Source organism: Streptomyces justiciae (assembly GCF_015163075.1).
GTDB classification, from domain to species: Bacteria; Actinomycetota; Actinomycetes; order Streptomycetales; family Streptomycetaceae; genus Streptomyces; species Streptomyces justiciae.
Window position 1 is genome coordinate 1 of the sequence record NZ_JADDXU010000002.1, and the last position, 16,394, is coordinate 16,394.

General features: G+C 72.1%; 11 protein-coding genes and 2 pseudogenes. 8 read left to right on the forward strand and 5 right to left on the reverse strand.

Annotation, left to right across the window (positions count from 1 at the left end; genetic code table 11):
* Positions 1 to 11: 11 nt before the first annotated feature.
* The 4 genes and pseudogenes from IQ210_RS04160 to IQ210_RS04170 all read right to left on the reverse strand — a co-directional run bounded on the left by IQ210_RS04160 (position 12) and on the right by IQ210_RS04170 (position 5,137).
* Positions 12 to 1,799 (reverse strand): alpha-galactosidase D, encoded by a 1,788-nt coding sequence (locus IQ210_RS04160; RefSeq protein WP_194077128.1) that lies wholly within the window; start codon positions 1,797 to 1,799, stop codon positions 12 to 14.
* A gap of 31 nt (positions 1,800 to 1,830) precedes the next feature.
* Positions 1,831 to 3,012 carry an ROK family transcriptional regulator gene (locus IQ210_RS04165; protein ID WP_194077130.1) on the reverse strand — a complete coding sequence of 394 codons (1,182 nt, stop codon included), beginning with the start codon at positions 3,010 to 3,012 and terminating at the stop codon, positions 1,831 to 1,833.
* A 69-nt stretch (positions 3,013 to 3,081) separates the two neighbouring features.
* Positions 3,082 to 3,266: pseudogene (locus IQ210_RS47085) on the reverse strand (GNAT family N-acetyltransferase); the annotation flags it as partial.
* Positions 3,267 to 3,382: 116 nt separating this feature from the next.
* Positions 3,383 to 5,137 carry a M4 family metallopeptidase gene (locus IQ210_RS04170; protein ID WP_194077132.1) on the reverse strand — a complete coding sequence of 585 codons (1,755 nt, stop codon included), beginning with the start codon at positions 5,135 to 5,137 and terminating at the stop codon, positions 3,383 to 3,385.
* A 314-nt stretch (positions 5,138 to 5,451) separates the two neighbouring features.
* Between IQ210_RS04170 and IQ210_RS04175 the strand changes: the two genes are divergently transcribed.
* The 7 genes and pseudogenes from IQ210_RS04175 to IQ210_RS04205 all read left to right on the forward strand — a co-directional run bounded on the left by IQ210_RS04175 (position 5,452) and on the right by IQ210_RS04205 (position 13,883).
* Positions 5,452 to 6,678: a serine hydrolase domain-containing protein gene (locus IQ210_RS04175; RefSeq protein ID WP_194077134.1), complete on the forward strand. Its 1,227-nt coding sequence runs from the start codon at positions 5,452 to 5,454 to the stop codon at positions 6,676 to 6,678.
* A gap of 86 nt (positions 6,679 to 6,764) precedes the next feature.
* Positions 6,765 to 8,072 (forward strand): CAP domain-containing protein, encoded by a 1,308-nt coding sequence (locus IQ210_RS04180; RefSeq protein ID WP_194077137.1) that lies wholly within the window; start codon positions 6,765 to 6,767, stop codon positions 8,070 to 8,072.
* A gap of 80 nt (positions 8,073 to 8,152) precedes the next feature.
* The gene (locus IQ210_RS04185; protein WP_194077140.1) at positions 8,153 to 8,830 is read left to right on the forward strand and encodes an AIM24 family protein; all 678 of its coding nucleotides are present in this window, start codon (positions 8,153 to 8,155) and stop codon (positions 8,828 to 8,830) included.
* 204 nt (positions 8,831 to 9,034) lie between these two features.
* Positions 9,035 to 10,075 (forward strand): annotated as a pseudogene (locus IQ210_RS04190) (tetratricopeptide repeat protein).
* Positions 10,072 to 11,085, forward strand: a complete 1,014-nt coding sequence (locus IQ210_RS04195; protein WP_322656308.1) for a polyprenyl synthetase family protein — start codon at positions 10,072 to 10,074, stop codon at positions 11,083 to 11,085. Before IQ210_RS04190 ends, IQ210_RS04195 begins: the two are co-directional and overlap by 4 nt.
* Before the next feature lie 92 nt (positions 11,086 to 11,177).
* Positions 11,178 to 12,137: a threonine/serine dehydratase gene (locus tag IQ210_RS04200; RefSeq protein WP_194077142.1), complete on the forward strand. Its 960-nt coding sequence runs from the start codon at positions 11,178 to 11,180 to the stop codon at positions 12,135 to 12,137.
* Between the two features lie 141 nt (positions 12,138 to 12,278).
* Positions 12,279 to 13,883 (forward strand): serine/threonine protein kinase, encoded by a 1,605-nt coding sequence (locus tag IQ210_RS04205; protein WP_228047037.1) that lies wholly within the window; start codon positions 12,279 to 12,281, stop codon positions 13,881 to 13,883.
* Here the strand turns inward: IQ210_RS04205 and IQ210_RS04210 are convergent.
* The gene (locus IQ210_RS04210; RefSeq protein WP_194077145.1) at positions 13,875 to 15,278 is read right to left on the reverse strand and encodes a serine hydrolase domain-containing protein; all 1,404 of its coding nucleotides are present in this window, start codon (positions 15,276 to 15,278) and stop codon (positions 13,875 to 13,877) included. The two genes, IQ210_RS04205 and IQ210_RS04210, sit on opposite strands and share 9 nt — an antisense overlap.
* 84 nt (positions 15,279 to 15,362) lie before the next feature.
* On the opposite strand from IQ210_RS04210, the gene IQ210_RS04215 reads away from it, so the two are divergent.
* A complete protein-coding gene (locus IQ210_RS04215) occupies positions 15,363 to 16,337 on the forward strand; it encodes an LLM class F420-dependent oxidoreductase (RefSeq protein WP_194077147.1) in 975 nt (324 codons plus the stop codon).
* Positions 16,338 to 16,394 lie beyond the last annotated feature (57 nt).

Sequence of the window (16,394 nt, forward strand, 5' to 3'; positions counted from 1 at the left end):
TGGTGGGGGTGTCAGGACTGGGGGACATCGATCCGGTCGATGTCCGGCGCGTAGCCGGTGCCGCTGTCGAAGGTGACCGTGTTGGCGCCGGCCTTCAGCGTCACGGGCACGTGGACGCTCGACACGGTGCCCCAGTCGCCGGTGGAGGGGAACTTGTGGCCGGCGCCCGCGCCGCCGTTGGCGGAGACGTTGACCGAGCGGGCGTCACCGCTCACGTAGGCGACCTTGAGCTGATAGGTACCGTTCTTGGGGACCACGATGTCGTTGACGGTCAGCTTGCCGCCGACATAGAGGTTGCCGACCTTCTTCCCGCCGGAGCACGCCGAGCAGTCGGCGACGGAGGCGTTGCCGGAGAGGGTGTTCGAGGGGGACTCGGCCTCGATGCCGGTCCACCGCAGCGTCGTTCCGCGCGGGGTGACGGTGAACAGGCGGGAGCCGTGGGCGGGCAGCGCCTGGGTGATCCCGTTCTTGTAGGTGCCGAGGTTCTCGTGGTTCCACAGGTCGCGGACGGCCGCCTTGCCCGTGAAGCCGAGAGTGGACCAGTCGGCGGTCACCGAGGCCGGCTTGTCGGCGAGGTTGAACAGGGCGACGGTGTAGGTGCCGTCGGTGTTCCGCGCGGCCCACACCTGCTGCGGGTCGGACGGGGTGACCGGGTGCGCGGGCGGATTGGCGTTCTGGTCGACGGCGATGACCTCGCGGTTGGTCAGCAGGGACAGGCCGTAGGAGTCGAGACGGGTGAGGTCGTCGCCGGTGTAGAGCGGGGACTTGGCGATGGCCCACAAGGTGGCGTAGCTCTGCCGCTCGGCCTTGGTCAGGCCGTCCATCTCGCCGTTGCCGACGTCGAGCGAGTCGAGGTCGTTCCAGCCGCCGGGGCCGGCGTGCCGGGTCCAGGCCGGGGTGTCGTCCCAGCGGTCGTCGACGGAGTTCTCCCAGCTGACGAGGGTGTTGCAGTAGCACTCGACGTCGGTGTCGACACGCCAGCCCTGCGAGTACTTCTTCCAGTCGGCGGCGTGGCCGATGTCCAGGGACCAGGACAGTTCGAGGTGGATCGGGCGGCCGGTGGCGGCGATGGCCTGGTGCCAGGCGGCCACGTCGGCAACGTTGTCGTACTGGTCGCCGCTCTTGCCGGAGCCGGGGCCGACGCCGTCGAGCTTGAGGAAGTCGTAGCCCCAGTCGGCGATCAACCGGGCCTGGGAGTCTATGTACTTGGCGGTGCAGGGCTTGGCGAAGTCGAGTTTGTAGGCGCTGTCCCAGCCGTTGGTGGTGCGCAGGTCGTCGTGGACGATGTCGGCGGTGGTGCAGCCGTCCGCGTTCCAGATCGGTGTCTTCCCGTCGCCGTAGGCACCCTTCTCCAGGCCGGCCGGGAGGTAGATGCCGGCCTTGAGGCCCTTGGCGTGCAGGTCGTCGGCGACGGCCTTCATGCCGCGCGGGAACCGGGTGGGGTCGGGCTTCTGGCGGCCGTACTCGTCGAAGCCGGACTTCCAGGCCTTGTCCATCCACCAGCCGGCGTCGATGTTGACGTATGCGTAGCCGTACTTCTTCAGCTTGGCGGCGAGGGCCCCGGCCTGCTTCAGGACGTTGGCCTCAGTGAGGTAGCTGTAGTCGCCGTCCGGGTTGAGACCGGGGTACTTGGAGGACTGCATGCTCCAACTCGACCAGCCCATATAGGGCTTGGCGGCGAGAGGAGCGGTCTCGGCGTGGGCGGTCGGCGCGGTGACCACGGCACCGGCGGCCAGGGTCAGCACCACCAGGGCTCTCAGGGTGCGTGCGGGCATGACGGAGTACGAGGGTGACCGCATGGGCCGTACCTCCTGGGATCGGCTCGGTTGTTCAGCTGTCGGCTCGGACGAAGGACTGGATCGCGGTGGCCGCGGCCCCGCGGGCCCACTCCTCGAAGGGGAGCGGGCGGGTCTGGACGTCGCACTGGGCGGCGGAACCGAAGGCGGCCGCGGTGAAGACGGCGCGGATGTGCTCGGCGAACAGGTCGTAGGCGGCCAGCCCCTCGCCGGAGATGATCACGCGCTCGGGGCCGAGGAGGTTGGCGACGGTGGCGATGCCGCGGCCGATCGCCTCCCCGGCGCGCGCGTACACCTCCCGCGCCCCGGGGACGCCTTCGCGGGCCATGGCCAAGGCCTGGGCGGCGTCGGCGAGTTGGACGCCCGTGGCCTCCTGGATCTGCCGGACGACGGCGGCCTCCCCCGCGATCGCCTCCACGCAGCCGCGGTTGCCGCAGTGGCAGAGCGGGCCGCCCGGGTCGACGGTGACATGGCCGATCTCCCCGGCCACGCCGTGCGCCCCCGCGACCACCCGGCCGTGGACGACGAGACCGCAGCCGATGCCGGCGCCGACGGTCACCACGGCGAAGTCGGACAGTCCGGCGCCGGCGCCGAACCACTGCTCGGCGACGGTCAGGGCGCGTACGTCGTTGTCGACGGTGACCGGCAACCCCGTGATCGTCGTGGCGAGTTCGGCGAGCGGTACGTCACGCCAGTCGAGGAACGGCGAGTAGCGGACGGTGCCCTCGCCGCGGTCCACGTCCCCGGAGACGGCGACGCCCAGGCCCAGGACGGGGGCCCGGAGTCCGTCCGCCGCCGCGAGGAGGTCGTGCACCAGCTCGGCGATCGACGCCAGGACCGCCTTCGGGGCGCGGTCGGCGAGCGGTACGTGCCGGGCCACGCGGATGCGGCAGCACAGGTCGGTGAGGACTCCGATGACCTCGTCGCCGGTCACCTTGACGCCGACGAACAGGGCCCGACCGCCGTCCACCCGGACCAGGTTGGCGGGCCGCCCGAGCGCCGGACGGGACTCCTCGTCCACGTCCTCCATCAGATATCCGGCCTCGATCAGGGGCCGGACCGCCTTGGTGACGGCGGCCGGGGAGAGACCGACGCGGCGGGCCACCTCCAGCCGGGCGAGGGGGCCTTGGGTGAGGACGGTGGTGAACACCTGTGCGGCGGCAGGGGTGTTGACGGGGAACGTCTCGGCGCGAGAGGGCGGGTGGGTCGGGCGCATGGCCGGAAACCTATGAGGGTTCTTTTCCGTCGTCAATAAAAGAACCCGAATTGACGGACGTCCGCGCGGTCAGAGCGGCTTGGCGAAGCAGTGGCTGTCCGAATAACCCCGGTAGGAACCGAAGTTGGCCGTCGGCTCGTAGCCACTCGGGCGAGCCCGCGCCCGCGGCCCTCGGGGACCACGAACATGCGCTTGCCCTCGGCGTCGCCGTCCGCGTAGCCCTCGCCATCGGCGTTCTGGGCACGCCGGCCGCCGTCTCCATGGCAGCGGACGCTAGGAGGCGCCCCGACCGCGCCTCAACCGGATGTCCCGGCCGCTCGACCGGATGTCCCGGCCGCCGGACACCTGACGTCCGGCGGCCGGGATCGCCTCAGTGCCGTGCCGCGGGCGTGTTGGCCGGGGTCACGTTGACGGCGGCCCAGGAGCGGTCCACCGCCTTGTACTCGGTGCTGCCGGCGCCGTACAGGTCCTTGGCCGCCTTCAGCGTCGCCACGCGGGCGTCGTGGAAGTCGGTCGTGGAGACCATGTAGCGGGTCAGCGCGCGGTAGTAGATCGCCGTGGCCTTGGCGCGGCCGATGCCCTTCACGGGCAGGCCGTCGAAGGTCGGCGAGTCGTAGGTGACGCTGCCGATCTTCTTGCGGCCGCTGCCCTCGGCGAGGAGGTAGTACGCGTGCGAGGAGACACCGGAACCGGCGTGCACCTCGGCGTCGTAGACGGCCGGTGACCAGTAGTCGATGGCGCCTTCGAGCTCGTCGAGGGACGGCTTGTCGAGGCGGCGCAGGAACTTCTGGTCCAGGCCGAGCTTCTCGCCGAGCAGGTAGTTCGGCGGGTTCTTCGCGTTGTTGGCGCTGAACTCGACGTTGGAGCCGAAGATGTCGGCGAGCGACTCGTTGAGGGAGCCGGCCTCGCCGTACTGGTTGCCGTCCTGGTCGACCCGGGTGGGCTCCAGGCGGGCGGTGGCGTCCACGACGCCGTGGGTGAGTTCGTGGCCGGTGACGTCGAGGACGACGAGCGGCTTCTTGAACATGTCCCCGTCGCCGTCGCCGTACAGCATGCAGCCGCAGGCGGGGTCCCAGAACGCGTTGGCCACCTTGTTGCCGAAGTGGACCATCGCCTTGGCGCCCTTGGAGTTGTTGGCGATCCCCTTGCGGCCGAAGGTCTTCTTGTAGAAGTCCAGGGTCTTGGTGATGCCGTATTGGGCGTCGACGGCGGCGCTGGCCCGGCTGGAGACGGCGCCGTTGCCCCACTTGTTGGTGGTGGAGGTGAACTTCTTGCCGCGGGCGAAGACCTCCAGCTCCTGGCCCTTGGCGTCCCGGGTCTCGGTGCCCCAGCGGCTGGGGTCCTTCAGGACGTAGCTGCGGCTGCCCGTCTTCGTGGTGGTCAGCGGGACCTTGCCGGCGAAGAGCGAGTTGCCGGTGCCGGAGGCCGTCGCCGCGAGCGCGGAGGCCTGCGGGGCGGTGCCGGTGGCGGGGTCGAGCGTCTCGCCGCGCTCGCGCAGGGTGTCGAGGAGCTTGGGCGAGAGGAACTCGTCGCTGTCCGGCGTGTTGCTGCGCACCTTGCCGGTGAGGGCGTCGACGACGACCGTGCGGGAGCCGGCCTCGGCGGTGGCGCTGTCGGTGACCCGCACCTGGTAGGCGAGGGCCGCCGCGCCGCCGCGGGCGTCGACGACGAGTTCGGCCGGCCCGGCGTCGCCCTTCGCGACGGCGGCGGCCTTCTCCTCGGCCTGTCCGGCCGTCAGCCGGGCGCGCGTGGCCGATGGGTCGACCTTGTGGTCGGCCGCCCGGGTGACACCCGCGTAGGTCAGCCGCTCGGTGAGGTGGACGACGAGATCGCCGCCGAGGACGGCCATGCCCTGATGCGCCCGGACGAACCGGACGTGCCGGCCCCCTTCCGGGTCGATCAGCACGTCCTGGGCGTGGAGTTCGTCGCCCTGGGCGACTCCGGTGGCGGAGGCGTGGGCGAACGCGGCGGCACGGGCCGCGTCGACGACGGTCGTGGCGGTGACGGCAGCGGCCTGGCTCGACTTCCCCGTGGACGGGTCGGCGAAGGCCGTACCCGCGAGCCCCGTGGCGGCCGTCGTCACCGCGACGGCGACGGCCAGGCTGCGTATGTGGGGTCTACGCACTGTTGAGGGTTCCTTCGTGCGAAGGCGGCCGGGATCACCAACCGCCCTGGGACATGGCGCGGTTGGGCGCCATGGGGGCTGGTCGGGCCCCGGATCGCAACCCTTACGGATGAGTCATGTCCACGTAAAGCCCAAATCATCGGTTTTCTGGCTTTTCATGGCAATACTTTGCAAATCCGCACCGCCCAGTGATCAACGGGTGACCAACTGTGCGTCGGCTGTGGAGATGTGACGGGATGCGAGAAGGTTGCCCGGCGTCCGTGTGACCGATCTCGCATCGAGGACTCACCGCCAGGAACGGGAGAAACAGTCGGATGTCATCACAAATGCTGCGCAGGGCAACGGTGTCGGGGACGGTACTGCTGTCCCTGCTGGCGGTCCCGGCCCACGCCACGGCGGACAGCGCCCCCGCCACGACCGGCACCGCGGCCCTGGCTAAGCCCGACCTCGAAGGTGTCCGCGCGGTGCTGCGCACGGCCCGGCAGCAGGGCGCGCCCGGCGCGCTCGCCCGGATCGACGACCGCGGCACGGTCTACCGGGCGGTCACCGGAGTAGCCGACCGGAAGACCAAACGCACCATCAGCACGCTCGACCAGTTCCGGATCGGCTCCGTCACCAAGACCTTCTCCGCCGTGGTGCTGCTCCAGCTGGTCGACGAGAAGAAGCTCAGGCTCGACACGTCGGTCAACCACTATCTGCCGGGCCTGTTGCCCGACGACCGCATCACCGTGCGGCACGTCCTGAGCCACCGAAGCGGGCTGTACGACTACACGAACGACATGTTCGCCCGCACGGTCCCGGGCTTCGAGGCCGTCCGCACCAAGGTCTTCACCTACCGCGAGCTGGTCAAGCGCTCCCTGCGCCACGCCCGCACCAACCGCCCCGGCGCCGCCTACTCGTACTCCAACACCAACTTCGTCGTCGCCGGGCTGCTCATCGAGAAGCTGACCGGCCGGTCCGTGCAGACGGCGTACCAGGACCGCATCTTCGAGCCCCTGAAGCTGCGCGACACCTTCTACGTCCACCCGGACACGAAGCTCCCCGGCCGCCACGCCCGCGGCTACCTCACCCCGGACACGCCCGGCGCCGCCCTCGTCGACGCCACCCGGCAGACCACGTCCTGGGCGCAGAGCGCGGGCTCGATCATCTCCACCGCCGGGGACCTCAACACGTTCCTGTCAGCACTGCTCCGCGGAAAGCTGACGTCCGCCGCGAGCCTGGACCAGATGCAGCGCTGGTGGAAGGTGAACAGCAACACGTCGTACGGCCTCGGCCTGCGCCGCCGGACGCTGTCGTGCGGCGTGTCGGTGTACGGCCACACGGGCGCCGTCCAGGGCTACTACACGTACGCGTTCACCTCGAAGGACGGCAAGCGGAGCCTGAGCGCGGCCGTCAACACCTCCAACAACGGCACGGTCCTCAACACCATGTTCGGCACGCTGGAGTCGGCGTTCTGCGGGAAGCGGGCGAAGACACTGCGCGGCTCGACGGCTGGGGTGGAGCGGTACGAGGACGTCGCGCCCGGCGTGCCGAGGGACTGAGGCGGCGGGAACCCGGGCCGGGGGGCGGACGTTGTCCGGACACCCCCTCCCGGGGCTCCGCACCTCGACACCAGCAGGACGGCACGATGACCGAGTTGGTTCCCGGGGGCAATCTGCCCCTCCCGGGCGGCATCGTGACCGTCCGGGTTCCCGGCCCGTTCGACGTGTCCGCGCTGATCACCGACGACGACGGCAAGGTCCGGGGCGACGCCGACTTCGTCTTCTACAACCAGCCCGCCGCCCCCGGAGCCCGGCTCACCGGCGACACCCTGACCCTCCATCCGGCAGGACTGCGCGCCGGCGCCACCAAGGTCACGGTCGTCGTCAGCCCGGCCGACCCCGGCACTCCCCTGGGCCACCTGCCCGCCCCCGTCCTCGACGTCACGGGCCCCGGCGGGCGCCCGCTCGCCCGGTTCACCCCGCCCCGCCCACGCCAGGAGACCCTCCTGCTCCTCGCGGAGGTCTACCGCCGCGGCCCCGGCTGGAAGCTCCGCGCCCTCGGCCAGGGATACGCCGACGGTCTGGCCGGACTGGCACGGGACTTCGGCGTGGACGTCACCGACGACCCGCCCCCGCCACCCACGCCGCATGCCACCCCGTCCCTCTCCCCCTCTCCTGACCCCGACGGCTTCCTCGGCCTGGTCAACTCCGCCCGCAGCGCCGCCGGTTCCCCGCCCGTCGCCCTGGACGCCCGTCTCACCTCCGCGGCCCGCGCCCACGCCTCCGCCATGGCCGCGTCGGGCCGCCTCGGTGTCGAGGCGCTGGACGGCGTCTCCGTCTACCAACGCCTGACCGCCACCGGATACACGTACGTCACCGTCGGCGAGCACCTCGTCTCCGGCCCGCGCACCCCGGCCGAGTTCGTCGACTACTGCCTGCGCACCGCCCAGCCCCGGCAGACCCTGCACGACCCGGCCTTCACGCACGCGGGTCTGGCGTACGTCACCGACCACCGCTCCGGCGACACCTACTGGACCGCCCTGTGGGCCCGCCCCCTCACCCCCGCCGAACTGACCCGCACCGCCTCCCAGGTGGTCGACCTCACCAACCGCGAGCGCGCCCGCCACGGTCTGCCAGCCCTGACCGTCGACCCTCGACTCACCGCCGCCGCCCAGGCACACAGCACGGACATGATCGCCCGCGCCTTCTACTCGCACACCTCACCGGACGGCAGCCAACCCTGGCACCGGGCGGCCGCCGCGGGCGCGAGCCGGCGCTCGATCGGCGAGAACATAGCCTGCGGCCAGCGCTCCCCTGCCGAGGTCGTCGAGGGCTGGATGAACAGCCCCGGCCACCGCGCCAACATCCTCAAACCGGACTTCACCCACATCGGGATCGGCTTCGCGGGCGGCGGTTCGGCGGGCACGTACTGGACCCAACTCTTCGGCGCCTGACCCCGACGACGCCGCTCCCGTCCGACACGCCGCCGCCCGGCCCCGTGACGGAACGAAACCGTCCGGGACACCATGCCCTCATGAAGGGTGACCTGTTTTCCAGTGAGCACATGGTCCAGCCGGCCACGGCGCCGGGCATGACGGTCGAGAACGCCAAGTGCATCAGGTACGCGGTGAACGGCGAGATGCTCGCCCGCCAGGGCGCGATGATCGCCTACCGCGGCAACCTCCAGTTCGAGCGCAAGGGCCAGGGCGTGGGCGGCATGTTGAAGCGTGCGGTCACCGGCGAGGGCCTCCCGCTGATGGCCGTGCGCGGGCAGGGCGAGGCCTGGTTCGCGCAGGAGGCGCAGAACTGCTTCGTCGTCGACGTCGACCCCGGTGACGAGTTCACGGTCAACGGGCGCAACGTCCTGTGTTTCGACGCCTCGTTGTCGTACCGGATCGCGACGGTGAAGGGCGCCGGGATCAGCGGGGGCGGCCTGTTCAACAGCGTCTTCACCGGGCAGGGCCGCCTCGGCCTGGTCTGCGAGGGCAATCCGCTGGTCATCCCGGTCTCGGCGCAGTTCCCGGTGTACGTCGACACGGACGCGGTCGTCGGCTGGACCGCCGGCCTCCAGACCTCCCTGCACCGCTCGCAGTCCATCGGCTCGATGCTGCGAGGGGGCTCGGGGGAAGCGGTCCAGCTGATGCTCCAGGGCCAGGGATACGTCGTCGTACGGCCGAGCGAGACGACCCCGCACAAGCCGCAGCAGCACTAGCGCGCCACCGAAGGTGATCCGCGCCTCACGAGCAACCCCATCGAGCCGACCGACGTCTTGATCGGCAACAGGTGACACGCCCTGGCCCGCAACGGGTCAGGGCCGGTTTTCGGCGCACTATACGCACCATGTATACACATCGCGTATACGCAGAGTGCATAGGTGCGCCGGTCACCGCTCGTGCACGCGTAGCGAAAGGCATCCATGTACGGCAAGGCATTCGCCCCGGAGTATCAGGGCGCCCTCACCACCCTGTCCGTGAACTCCTCCCTGACCGACGTACTGGCCGCCGGCACCGAGCAGTTGAGGGCCGCCGAGCAGGCCGGGAAGAGCGCGGAGGCGGCGCGCTCGGGACTGGCGGTCGCCGAGGCGCACCGGCGGCTCGGGCGCGTCGGCGAGGCGGACCGGGCGTGGTAGGCGAGTTACCGGGCGGCACGCAAGGCCGGGGATCTCGGCGCGATGGCCTGGGCCCTGTGGAGCGGCGGCACCCTGGCCCGGCAGCGCGGCGCGCTCGCCCTCGCCCGACGGCTGCTGGGCCTCGCGGCCGAACTCGGCGAGCGCGGCGGCGACATCGTCGTACGGGGCTACTCGCTGGCAGGGCTGGCGGAGACCGGCCGGATCCAGGGGGACTACGAGGCGGTCGGGCGGCTGCACGAGCAGTTGCTGGCCGAGGCGCGCCGGCGCGGGGAGGCACGGCACACGGTGTGGGCGCTGGAGGGCATCGCGCAGATGCACCGCAACACCGGTGCGTACGACACCGCGTTCGCGCTGTTCGAGGAGGCCGCGGAGGTCGCCGCGCGGGCGGACGACCGGCGCGGCCATGCCTGGGCGCTGCGCGGGCTCGCCGACATCGTCTCCGTGCGCGACGGTGACGTGGAGCGGGCCCTGGCGCTGCTGTCGGAGGCGGAGGCCGGCTGCCGCGCGATGAACCTCTCCGGCGCTCTCGCCTACAACCACAAGATGCGGGGCAACGTCCTTTACCGCGCCGGGCGTTACGCCGAGGCCCGGGACCTGTACGAGGAGGCGCTGGCGGAGTTCCGGGCGATGAGCGAACCGCGCGGGGAGGCGCTGGCGCGGCTGGGGCTGGCCAAGTCGCGGGCGCAGCTCGGCCGCGACCGCCGCGAGACCGCCGCCGAACTGGCCGATCTGTACGAGGTGTTGGGCCGCATCGGTCTGCGGCACGCGCAGGAGATGGTGGCGCGGGCCCAGACGGAGTTCGGCGTAGCGGCGGAGGCCGTACGGTGACCGCGGCCCTCACAGAACTCGTCGAGGTGCCCCAAGTCCTCGACCGCAGCCGCGCGTTGGTGCGCCCCGCCCTGCGGTCGGCCGTGGATCGGCTGCACCCGTGGGTGGGTGAGATGGCCGCCTACTCCTTCGGCTGGTGCGAGGTCGGGGGCGCGTCGGCGGTCGCGTCCGGCGGCAAGGGCGTGCGCCAGGCGCTGGCGGTGCTCGGCGCAGAGGCGGCGGGGGCGCCCGCTCGGGCCGGGGTGCCGGCCGCGGTGGCGGTGGAGCTGCTGCACACCTTCTCGCTGGTGCACGACGACATCATGGACGGCGACACGGCACGGCGGGGCCGCGCCACCGCCTGGAAGGCGTACGGCACCGGTCCCGCGGTGCTCGCAGGCGACGCGCTGTTCGCCCTGGCGGTCGAGACCCTCGCGGAGACGGGTCACGGGCCCGCCGCCGTCCGGCTGACGGCCCGGGCGCTCAGCGACCTGGTGCGCGGTCAGGCCGACGACCTGCTGTTCGCCGACCGGCCCTGGACCGGTCCGGGGCGGGTCCAGCCGGCCCAGTACCGGGCGATGGCCGAGCACAAGACGGGCGCGCTGCTGGGCTGTGCACTGGGGCTGGGTGCCCTGCTGGGCGGTGCCCCGGCGGCCGCGGTCGGCGCGCTCGACCGGGCCGGGCGGCACATCGGCATCGCGTTCCAGGTCGTCGACGACGTGCTGGGCATCTGGGGCGACCCCGCCGTCACCGGCAAGCCCGTGCACGCCGATCTCCGGGAACGGAAGAAGACGTACCCGGTGCTCGTCGCCCTCGACGCCCCGGGCCTCGCCGGGCTCCTGGAAACCGGCGACCGCCCCGCCGAGGCGGCCACCCTCATCGAGGAGGCGGGTGGCCGGGCGGCGGCGCTCGCCGAGGCACGCCGGCATCTCGACGCCGCGCAGGCCTCGCTCGACGAGGTGCTCCTGGAGGCGACCGCGCTGCACGAGCTGCGGTGCCTGCTGGACTTCCTGGTCCGGCGCGACCTCTGAGGCGGCCGTCGGCGGAACCCGGTTGACCCGCACCGCGCGCCGCGTCAGGGTCGAAGCGGTGCGGGACGTCCGTACCGGGAAGGGTGACTGCCTTGATCGGGATCTCCGAGATCGAAGCCGCGGCCGAGCGGATCACCGGACATGTCGTCCGCACCCCCACCGTGCCGAGCCCCGGCCTGTCCGCGCTGCTCGGGGCTCCGGTCACCGCCAAGCTCGAACTGCTCCAGCGCACCGGCTCGTTCAAGGCACGCGGCGCGACCGCGAAGCTGCTCTCGCTGAGCGCGGCCGAGCGGGCCGCCGGTGTGGTCGCGGTCAGCGGCGGGAACCACGGCATCGCGCTCGCGATGACGGCCGCGGCCCTCCATGTGAAGGCCACGGTGGTCATGCCGCGCTCGGCGCCCGCCCGTGCCGTGGAGATCGCCGAGGCGGCCGGTGCCGCGGTGCGGCTGACCGAGGACATGGACGGCGCGTTCTCGCTCGTGACCCGCTTGCGCGACGAGGGACTGACGCTGGTCCACCCCTTCGACGACCCGCTGGTCGTCGCCGGGCAGGGCACCGTGGGGCTGGAGTTCGCGGAGGACGCCGGTGAGCTCACGGACGTCCTCGTCAGCATCGGGGGCGGCGGGCTGATCGCGGGGGTCGCGGCGGCGCTGCGGGCCCGGCGTCCGGGGGTGCGGATCTGGGGTGTGGAGACCGAGGGCGCCACGGCCATGTCGGAGGCGCTGGCGGCGGGCGGGCCGGTGCCGGTCGCGCTGTCGTCGATCGTGTCCACGCTCAGCGCCCCTGCCGTGTCGCAGCTGACGTACGACCATGTGTCGGCCCTGGTCGACGAGGTGCTCGTGGTCACCGACCGGGAGGCCGTGCAGGGTTCGCTCCAGCTCGCCGACCACGCCAAGGTGTGGGCCGAGCCCGCCGCCGGCTGTCTGCTGCCCGCGGCCCGGCGCGTGCTGGAGCGGGTCGGGGACGGTGCCCGGCTGGGACTGGTCGTCTGCGGCGGCAACGCGACAACCGGGGACGTCATGGCGTGGGCGGAACGATTCGGCCTTCTCTGACCATTCGTCACCCATCCTTGACCAATCGTCAATTCCCGCTCGGTGACTGCATGTCAGGAAAGCAGTTGCCATTCGGCTGAACACACCCCGTCGCGCCCTTCGTACCTGTGGGAAAGGTGAGAGCCAGGGGTTCAGCGAGGGATGACCATGGTCAAGGCGCACGTCTCCACACAAGAGCTGGTCGCCGGACGGTACCGGCTCCTGGAGGTCCTCCACCGCGAGACCAACCGCGTCTGCTGGTACGGCGAGGACGTCGAGGCCGGCCGCCCCTGTCTCCTCACCCAGATCGGGTTGCCGCCGGACCCCGACGGGGAGAGCTCGCGGCGGGCCGTCGCCCGGGTCGTCCGGATGTCCGAGACCATGGGCCGGCTCTGTCCGGGCCGGGTCGCCGCGGTCGTCGACGCCGTCGAGGAGTACGGCACCCTGTGGACCGTCACCGAGTGGATCGAGGGCACCCCGCTGGGCGAACTCCTGGAGCGCCAGGGCACGTTCGACTACGCGCGCGCCGCCCGCATCGGCCTGGAGCTGCTCGACGTGCTGGAGGCCGGGCACGGCGAGGGCATCACGCACGGCGAACTCAGCCCCGGCCAGGTGTTCGTGCGGGACGACGGCCCCCTCGTGGTGACCGGCTTCGGGCTGGCCGGCGCGACCCTCGCGCCCCGGGTCAGCGCACCGTCGTACGCCTCCCCGGAGCAGGCCCGTGACGAGCGGATCGGCCCGGCCGCGGACCTGTGGGCGCTCGGCGCGATGCTCTACACGATGGTCGAGGGCCGGCCACCGTTCCGGGACCGGGACAGCCCGTCGACGACGCTGAAGGGCGTGGACCGGCTGCCGCTGCGCAGCCCGGTGCGGGCCGGACCGCTCACCCCGACCGTGCAGGGGCTGCTCCGCAAGAACTCCCGGGAACGCCTCAGCCGCCAGCTGGTCCGCGAGGCCCTCACCCGCGTCGTGGACGAGGACCCCGACGCCGCTTCGGGCGAGGCCGCCCCGCCCCGGCTGCGCCGCCTGTACGCCGCCGGACCGGGCCGGAGCCGGCGCACGATGGCCGCGGGCACGGCACTGGCCGTCGTCACCGTGACCGCCGCGATCCTCGCCGCGACGGGTCAACTCCCCACGGATTCCGACGACTCCGCGGCAGACGCCCCACCGGTCAGACCGACCGCCTCGGCCACCGGTGGTCCGGCGGCCCCGCCCTCCCCGAAGCCGACGCCCACGCCCACGCCCACGGCGACTCCCACCCCCACACCCACCCCCGAGCCGACCAGCGCGGCCCCGTCACCGACCCCGGAGTTCCAGCACTACACCGCGCCTCAGGGCTTCTCCGTCTCGCTCCCCCGAGGCTGGGAGGTGCTGAGCACCAAGACACAGGACGACCTGGCCTACCGGGTCGTCCTCGGCACCGAGGGCGATCCCCGCACACTCGCCGTCACCTACAGCACGCGCGTGGGCGACGACCCGGTCGCCGTCTGGCGGGACGACGTCGAGCCGTCGCTCCAGCAGTCCGGCGACTACCGACGCGTCGGGGACATCCGGGCGACGACGTACCAGGGCCGTGAGGCCGCCGACATGGAGTGGCTCGCCACCGTCGACGGCACCCGCGTGCAGACCCTGGGCCGGGGCTTCCTCATCGGCGGTGGCCGTGGCTACTCGCTGCGCTGGACGACCCCGGCGGCCGACTGGGACGACGCCGCCAACCAGGAGGCCCTGGAGACGATCCTGCGGACCTTCGAGGTGCCGTCAGACTGAGTCGCGGGGTGCCCGCATCGCCCCGATGCGGGAGCTGTGCAGGGGCTGCGTGCGCCACTTCGCGGTGAACGTCCGGTCCGTGAGCGAGCAGGTCACATCCAGGTGGTGCGGCGTCTCCAGCAGCGCCACGTCGAGCACGAGCGTGTCCTCGTCGGTCCATCCCCCGCTCACCGCGGCCGGTACCGGGCCCTCGGTGACGGTCCAGCCGGGCTCACCGCACCCCAGCTCCAGCCGGTGCCCGTCCTCGACGAGGGTCACCCGTCGGCCGTCCGCGCCGACCTCCACGGCCGTCAGCCTGGGAAGACCCGCGCAGCCGCCGTCGTACGGCGTGAACGTGACGGCACCGTCCAGCTGTGCCGGTTTGCCCGCGGCCGGCGGCAGCGCGAGCCCGGCCATGCGCTCCGCGAGCGAGGCGTCCGCCTCCGGCGTGGTGCGACCGAACGCGGGGAGCAGATGCCGCCAGACCAGGTCGAGGACGGCCTGCATCTGGTCGGTGGCCCCGGTGAACGCGATCACGGCGTCCTGCTCGGGCAGCACGAGGCAGTACTGCCCGTACGCCCCGTCGCCGCGATAGCCGTGCTGCGACATCCAGAACTGGTAGCCGTACCCGTGCCGCCAGTCCGCCGACCAGCTCTCGTCCCCGCTGGCGATGTGGGACCGGGTCGCCTCCTCGACCCACCCCTCGGGCAGCACCCGCTCGCCCTCCCACACGCCGTCCTGGAGATAGAGCCGGCCGAGGCGGGCGATCGCGTCGGTGGTGGCGTGCAGTCCGCTGTAGCCGAGCTGGCGTCCGGTCCGGTCCGTCAGCCAGGCGACGTCGCCGATGCCGATCGGGTCGAAGAGGCGGGGACGCAGATAGTCGGTGAGGGTCTGGCCGGTGACCCGCTGGACGATCGCGGCGAGGGTGTAGGTGGTGGGCTGGTTGTAGGCGAAGACCGTGCCCGGGTCGCCGTCCGGCGGCAGCAGGAGGAAGCCGCGCACCGGCTCCTCCCGGTCCGCCGCCAGGGCCTGCTCATGGGTCTCGGCCGCGTGTCCGCTGGCCATCGTCGCGACATGCCGGACGAGCATCGCGCGGCTGCGCGGGTCGGTGATGTCGGCGTCGAACTCCGGGAAGTACGAGATCACCGTGTCGTCGAGCCGGAGCAGCCCCTCGGCCACGGCGAACGCGGCGGCCGTGGCGGTGAAGCTCTTGCTGAGCGAGTACAGCAGGTGGGGGCGGTCGGCGGTGTACGGCGCCCACCAGCCGGAGGCCACGACCTTGCCGTGGCGCAGCAGCATCAGGCTGTGCGGCTCGATGTCGGGGGAGGCTTCCAGGGCGTCGAGGAAGGCGTGGACGCCGGACGCGTCGACGCCTTCGGCGGACGGGGTGCCCGTGGGCAGGGGGCGCACACTCATGCGGGCATCCTCCCCCGGCGGCCCCGCCATGATCCAGATGCCGGTCGGCCGTTTTCGGTGGCCCAGCCAGGGGACTCGCGGCTTATGGTGCAAATCGGATACACGATGATGACCGAGCAGGCCGGGCCCCGAGAGCTGGTCGACCATGTGGTGCGCGCCGAGGAGGTCGGCTTCGACTTCTCGGTGACCTCGGACCACTACTTTCCGTGGCTGCGCTCGCAGGGTCACTCGCCGTACGCGTGGAGTGTGCTCGGCGCCGCCGCGCAGGCCACCTCGCGCATTCCGCTGATGACCTATGTGACGTGTCCGACGTTCCGCTACCACCCGGCGGTCGTGGCCCAGAAGGCGGCGACGATGCAGTTGCTGTCGGAGGGCCGGTTCCGGCTGGGGCTGGGCTCGGGGGAGAATCTCAACGAGCATGTGGTGGGCGGCGGTTGGCCGTCCGTGGACGTGCGGCACGAGATGCTTCAGGAGGCGGTCGAGATCATCCGGGCGCTCTTCGCGGGCGGTCATGTGAACCGGCGGGGCACGCACTTCGACGTGGAGTCGGCCCGGTTGTGGGACCTGCCCGACGAGCCGGTGCCGATCGGCGTCGCCGTCTCCGGTGAGCAGTCCTGCGCGCTCGCGGGCCGGCTCGCGGACCTGGTGATCGCGACGGAGCCGAAGGCGGGCCTGCTGGACTCCTTCGACCGGCACGGCGGCGCGGGCAAGCCGCGCGTGGGCCAGCTGCCGGTCTGTTACGACCCCGACCGGGACACGGCCGTGCACCGGGCGCACGCCCAGTTCCGCTGGTTCGGCGGCGGCTGGAAGGTCAACTCCGAGCTGCCGCACCCCGATGCGTTCGAGTCGGCGACGCAGTTCGTGACACCGGACGATGTCACCGCGTCCATTCCGTGCGGCGACGACCCGGACGACTTCGTCGAGGCCGTACGTCCCTACGCGGACGCCGGTTTCACGGAGATCGCCCTGGTGCAGATCGGCGGCGAGTCGCAGCCGGCGTATCTGGACTGGGCGGAGAAGACCCTGCTCCCGGCGCTCCACGACGCCCTGGACAGCTAGACACAGAGGGCCTGCCAAAGCATCGCCAATGGGTCGATATAGGCTGCCGGTCTGCAC

Coding starts and splice junctions, on each gene's coding strand:
- IQ210_RS04205 (WP_228047037.1), top strand. CDS start 12,279: ATGACCATGGTCAAGGCGCACGTCTCCACACAAGAGCTGGTCGCCGGA.
- IQ210_RS04210 (WP_194077145.1), bottom strand. CDS start 15,278: ATGAGTGTGCGCCCCCTGCCCACGGGCACCCCGTCCGCCGAAGGCGTC.
- IQ210_RS04165 (WP_194077130.1), bottom strand. CDS start 3,012: ATGCGCCCGACCCACCCGCCCTCTCGCGCCGAGACGTTCCCCGTCAAC.
- IQ210_RS04215 (WP_194077147.1), top strand. CDS start 15,363: ATGGTGCAAATCGGATACACGATGATGACCGAGCAGGCCGGGCCCCGA.
- IQ210_RS04160 (WP_194077128.1), bottom strand. CDS start 1,799: ATGCGGTCACCCTCGTACTCCGTCATGCCCGCACGCACCCTGAGAGCC.
- IQ210_RS04185 (WP_194077140.1), top strand. CDS start 8,153: ATGAAGGGTGACCTGTTTTCCAGTGAGCACATGGTCCAGCCGGCCACG.
- IQ210_RS04175 (WP_194077134.1), top strand. CDS start 5,452: ATGTCATCACAAATGCTGCGCAGGGCAACGGTGTCGGGGACGGTACTG.
- IQ210_RS04180 (WP_194077137.1), top strand. CDS start 6,765: ATGACCGAGTTGGTTCCCGGGGGCAATCTGCCCCTCCCGGGCGGCATC.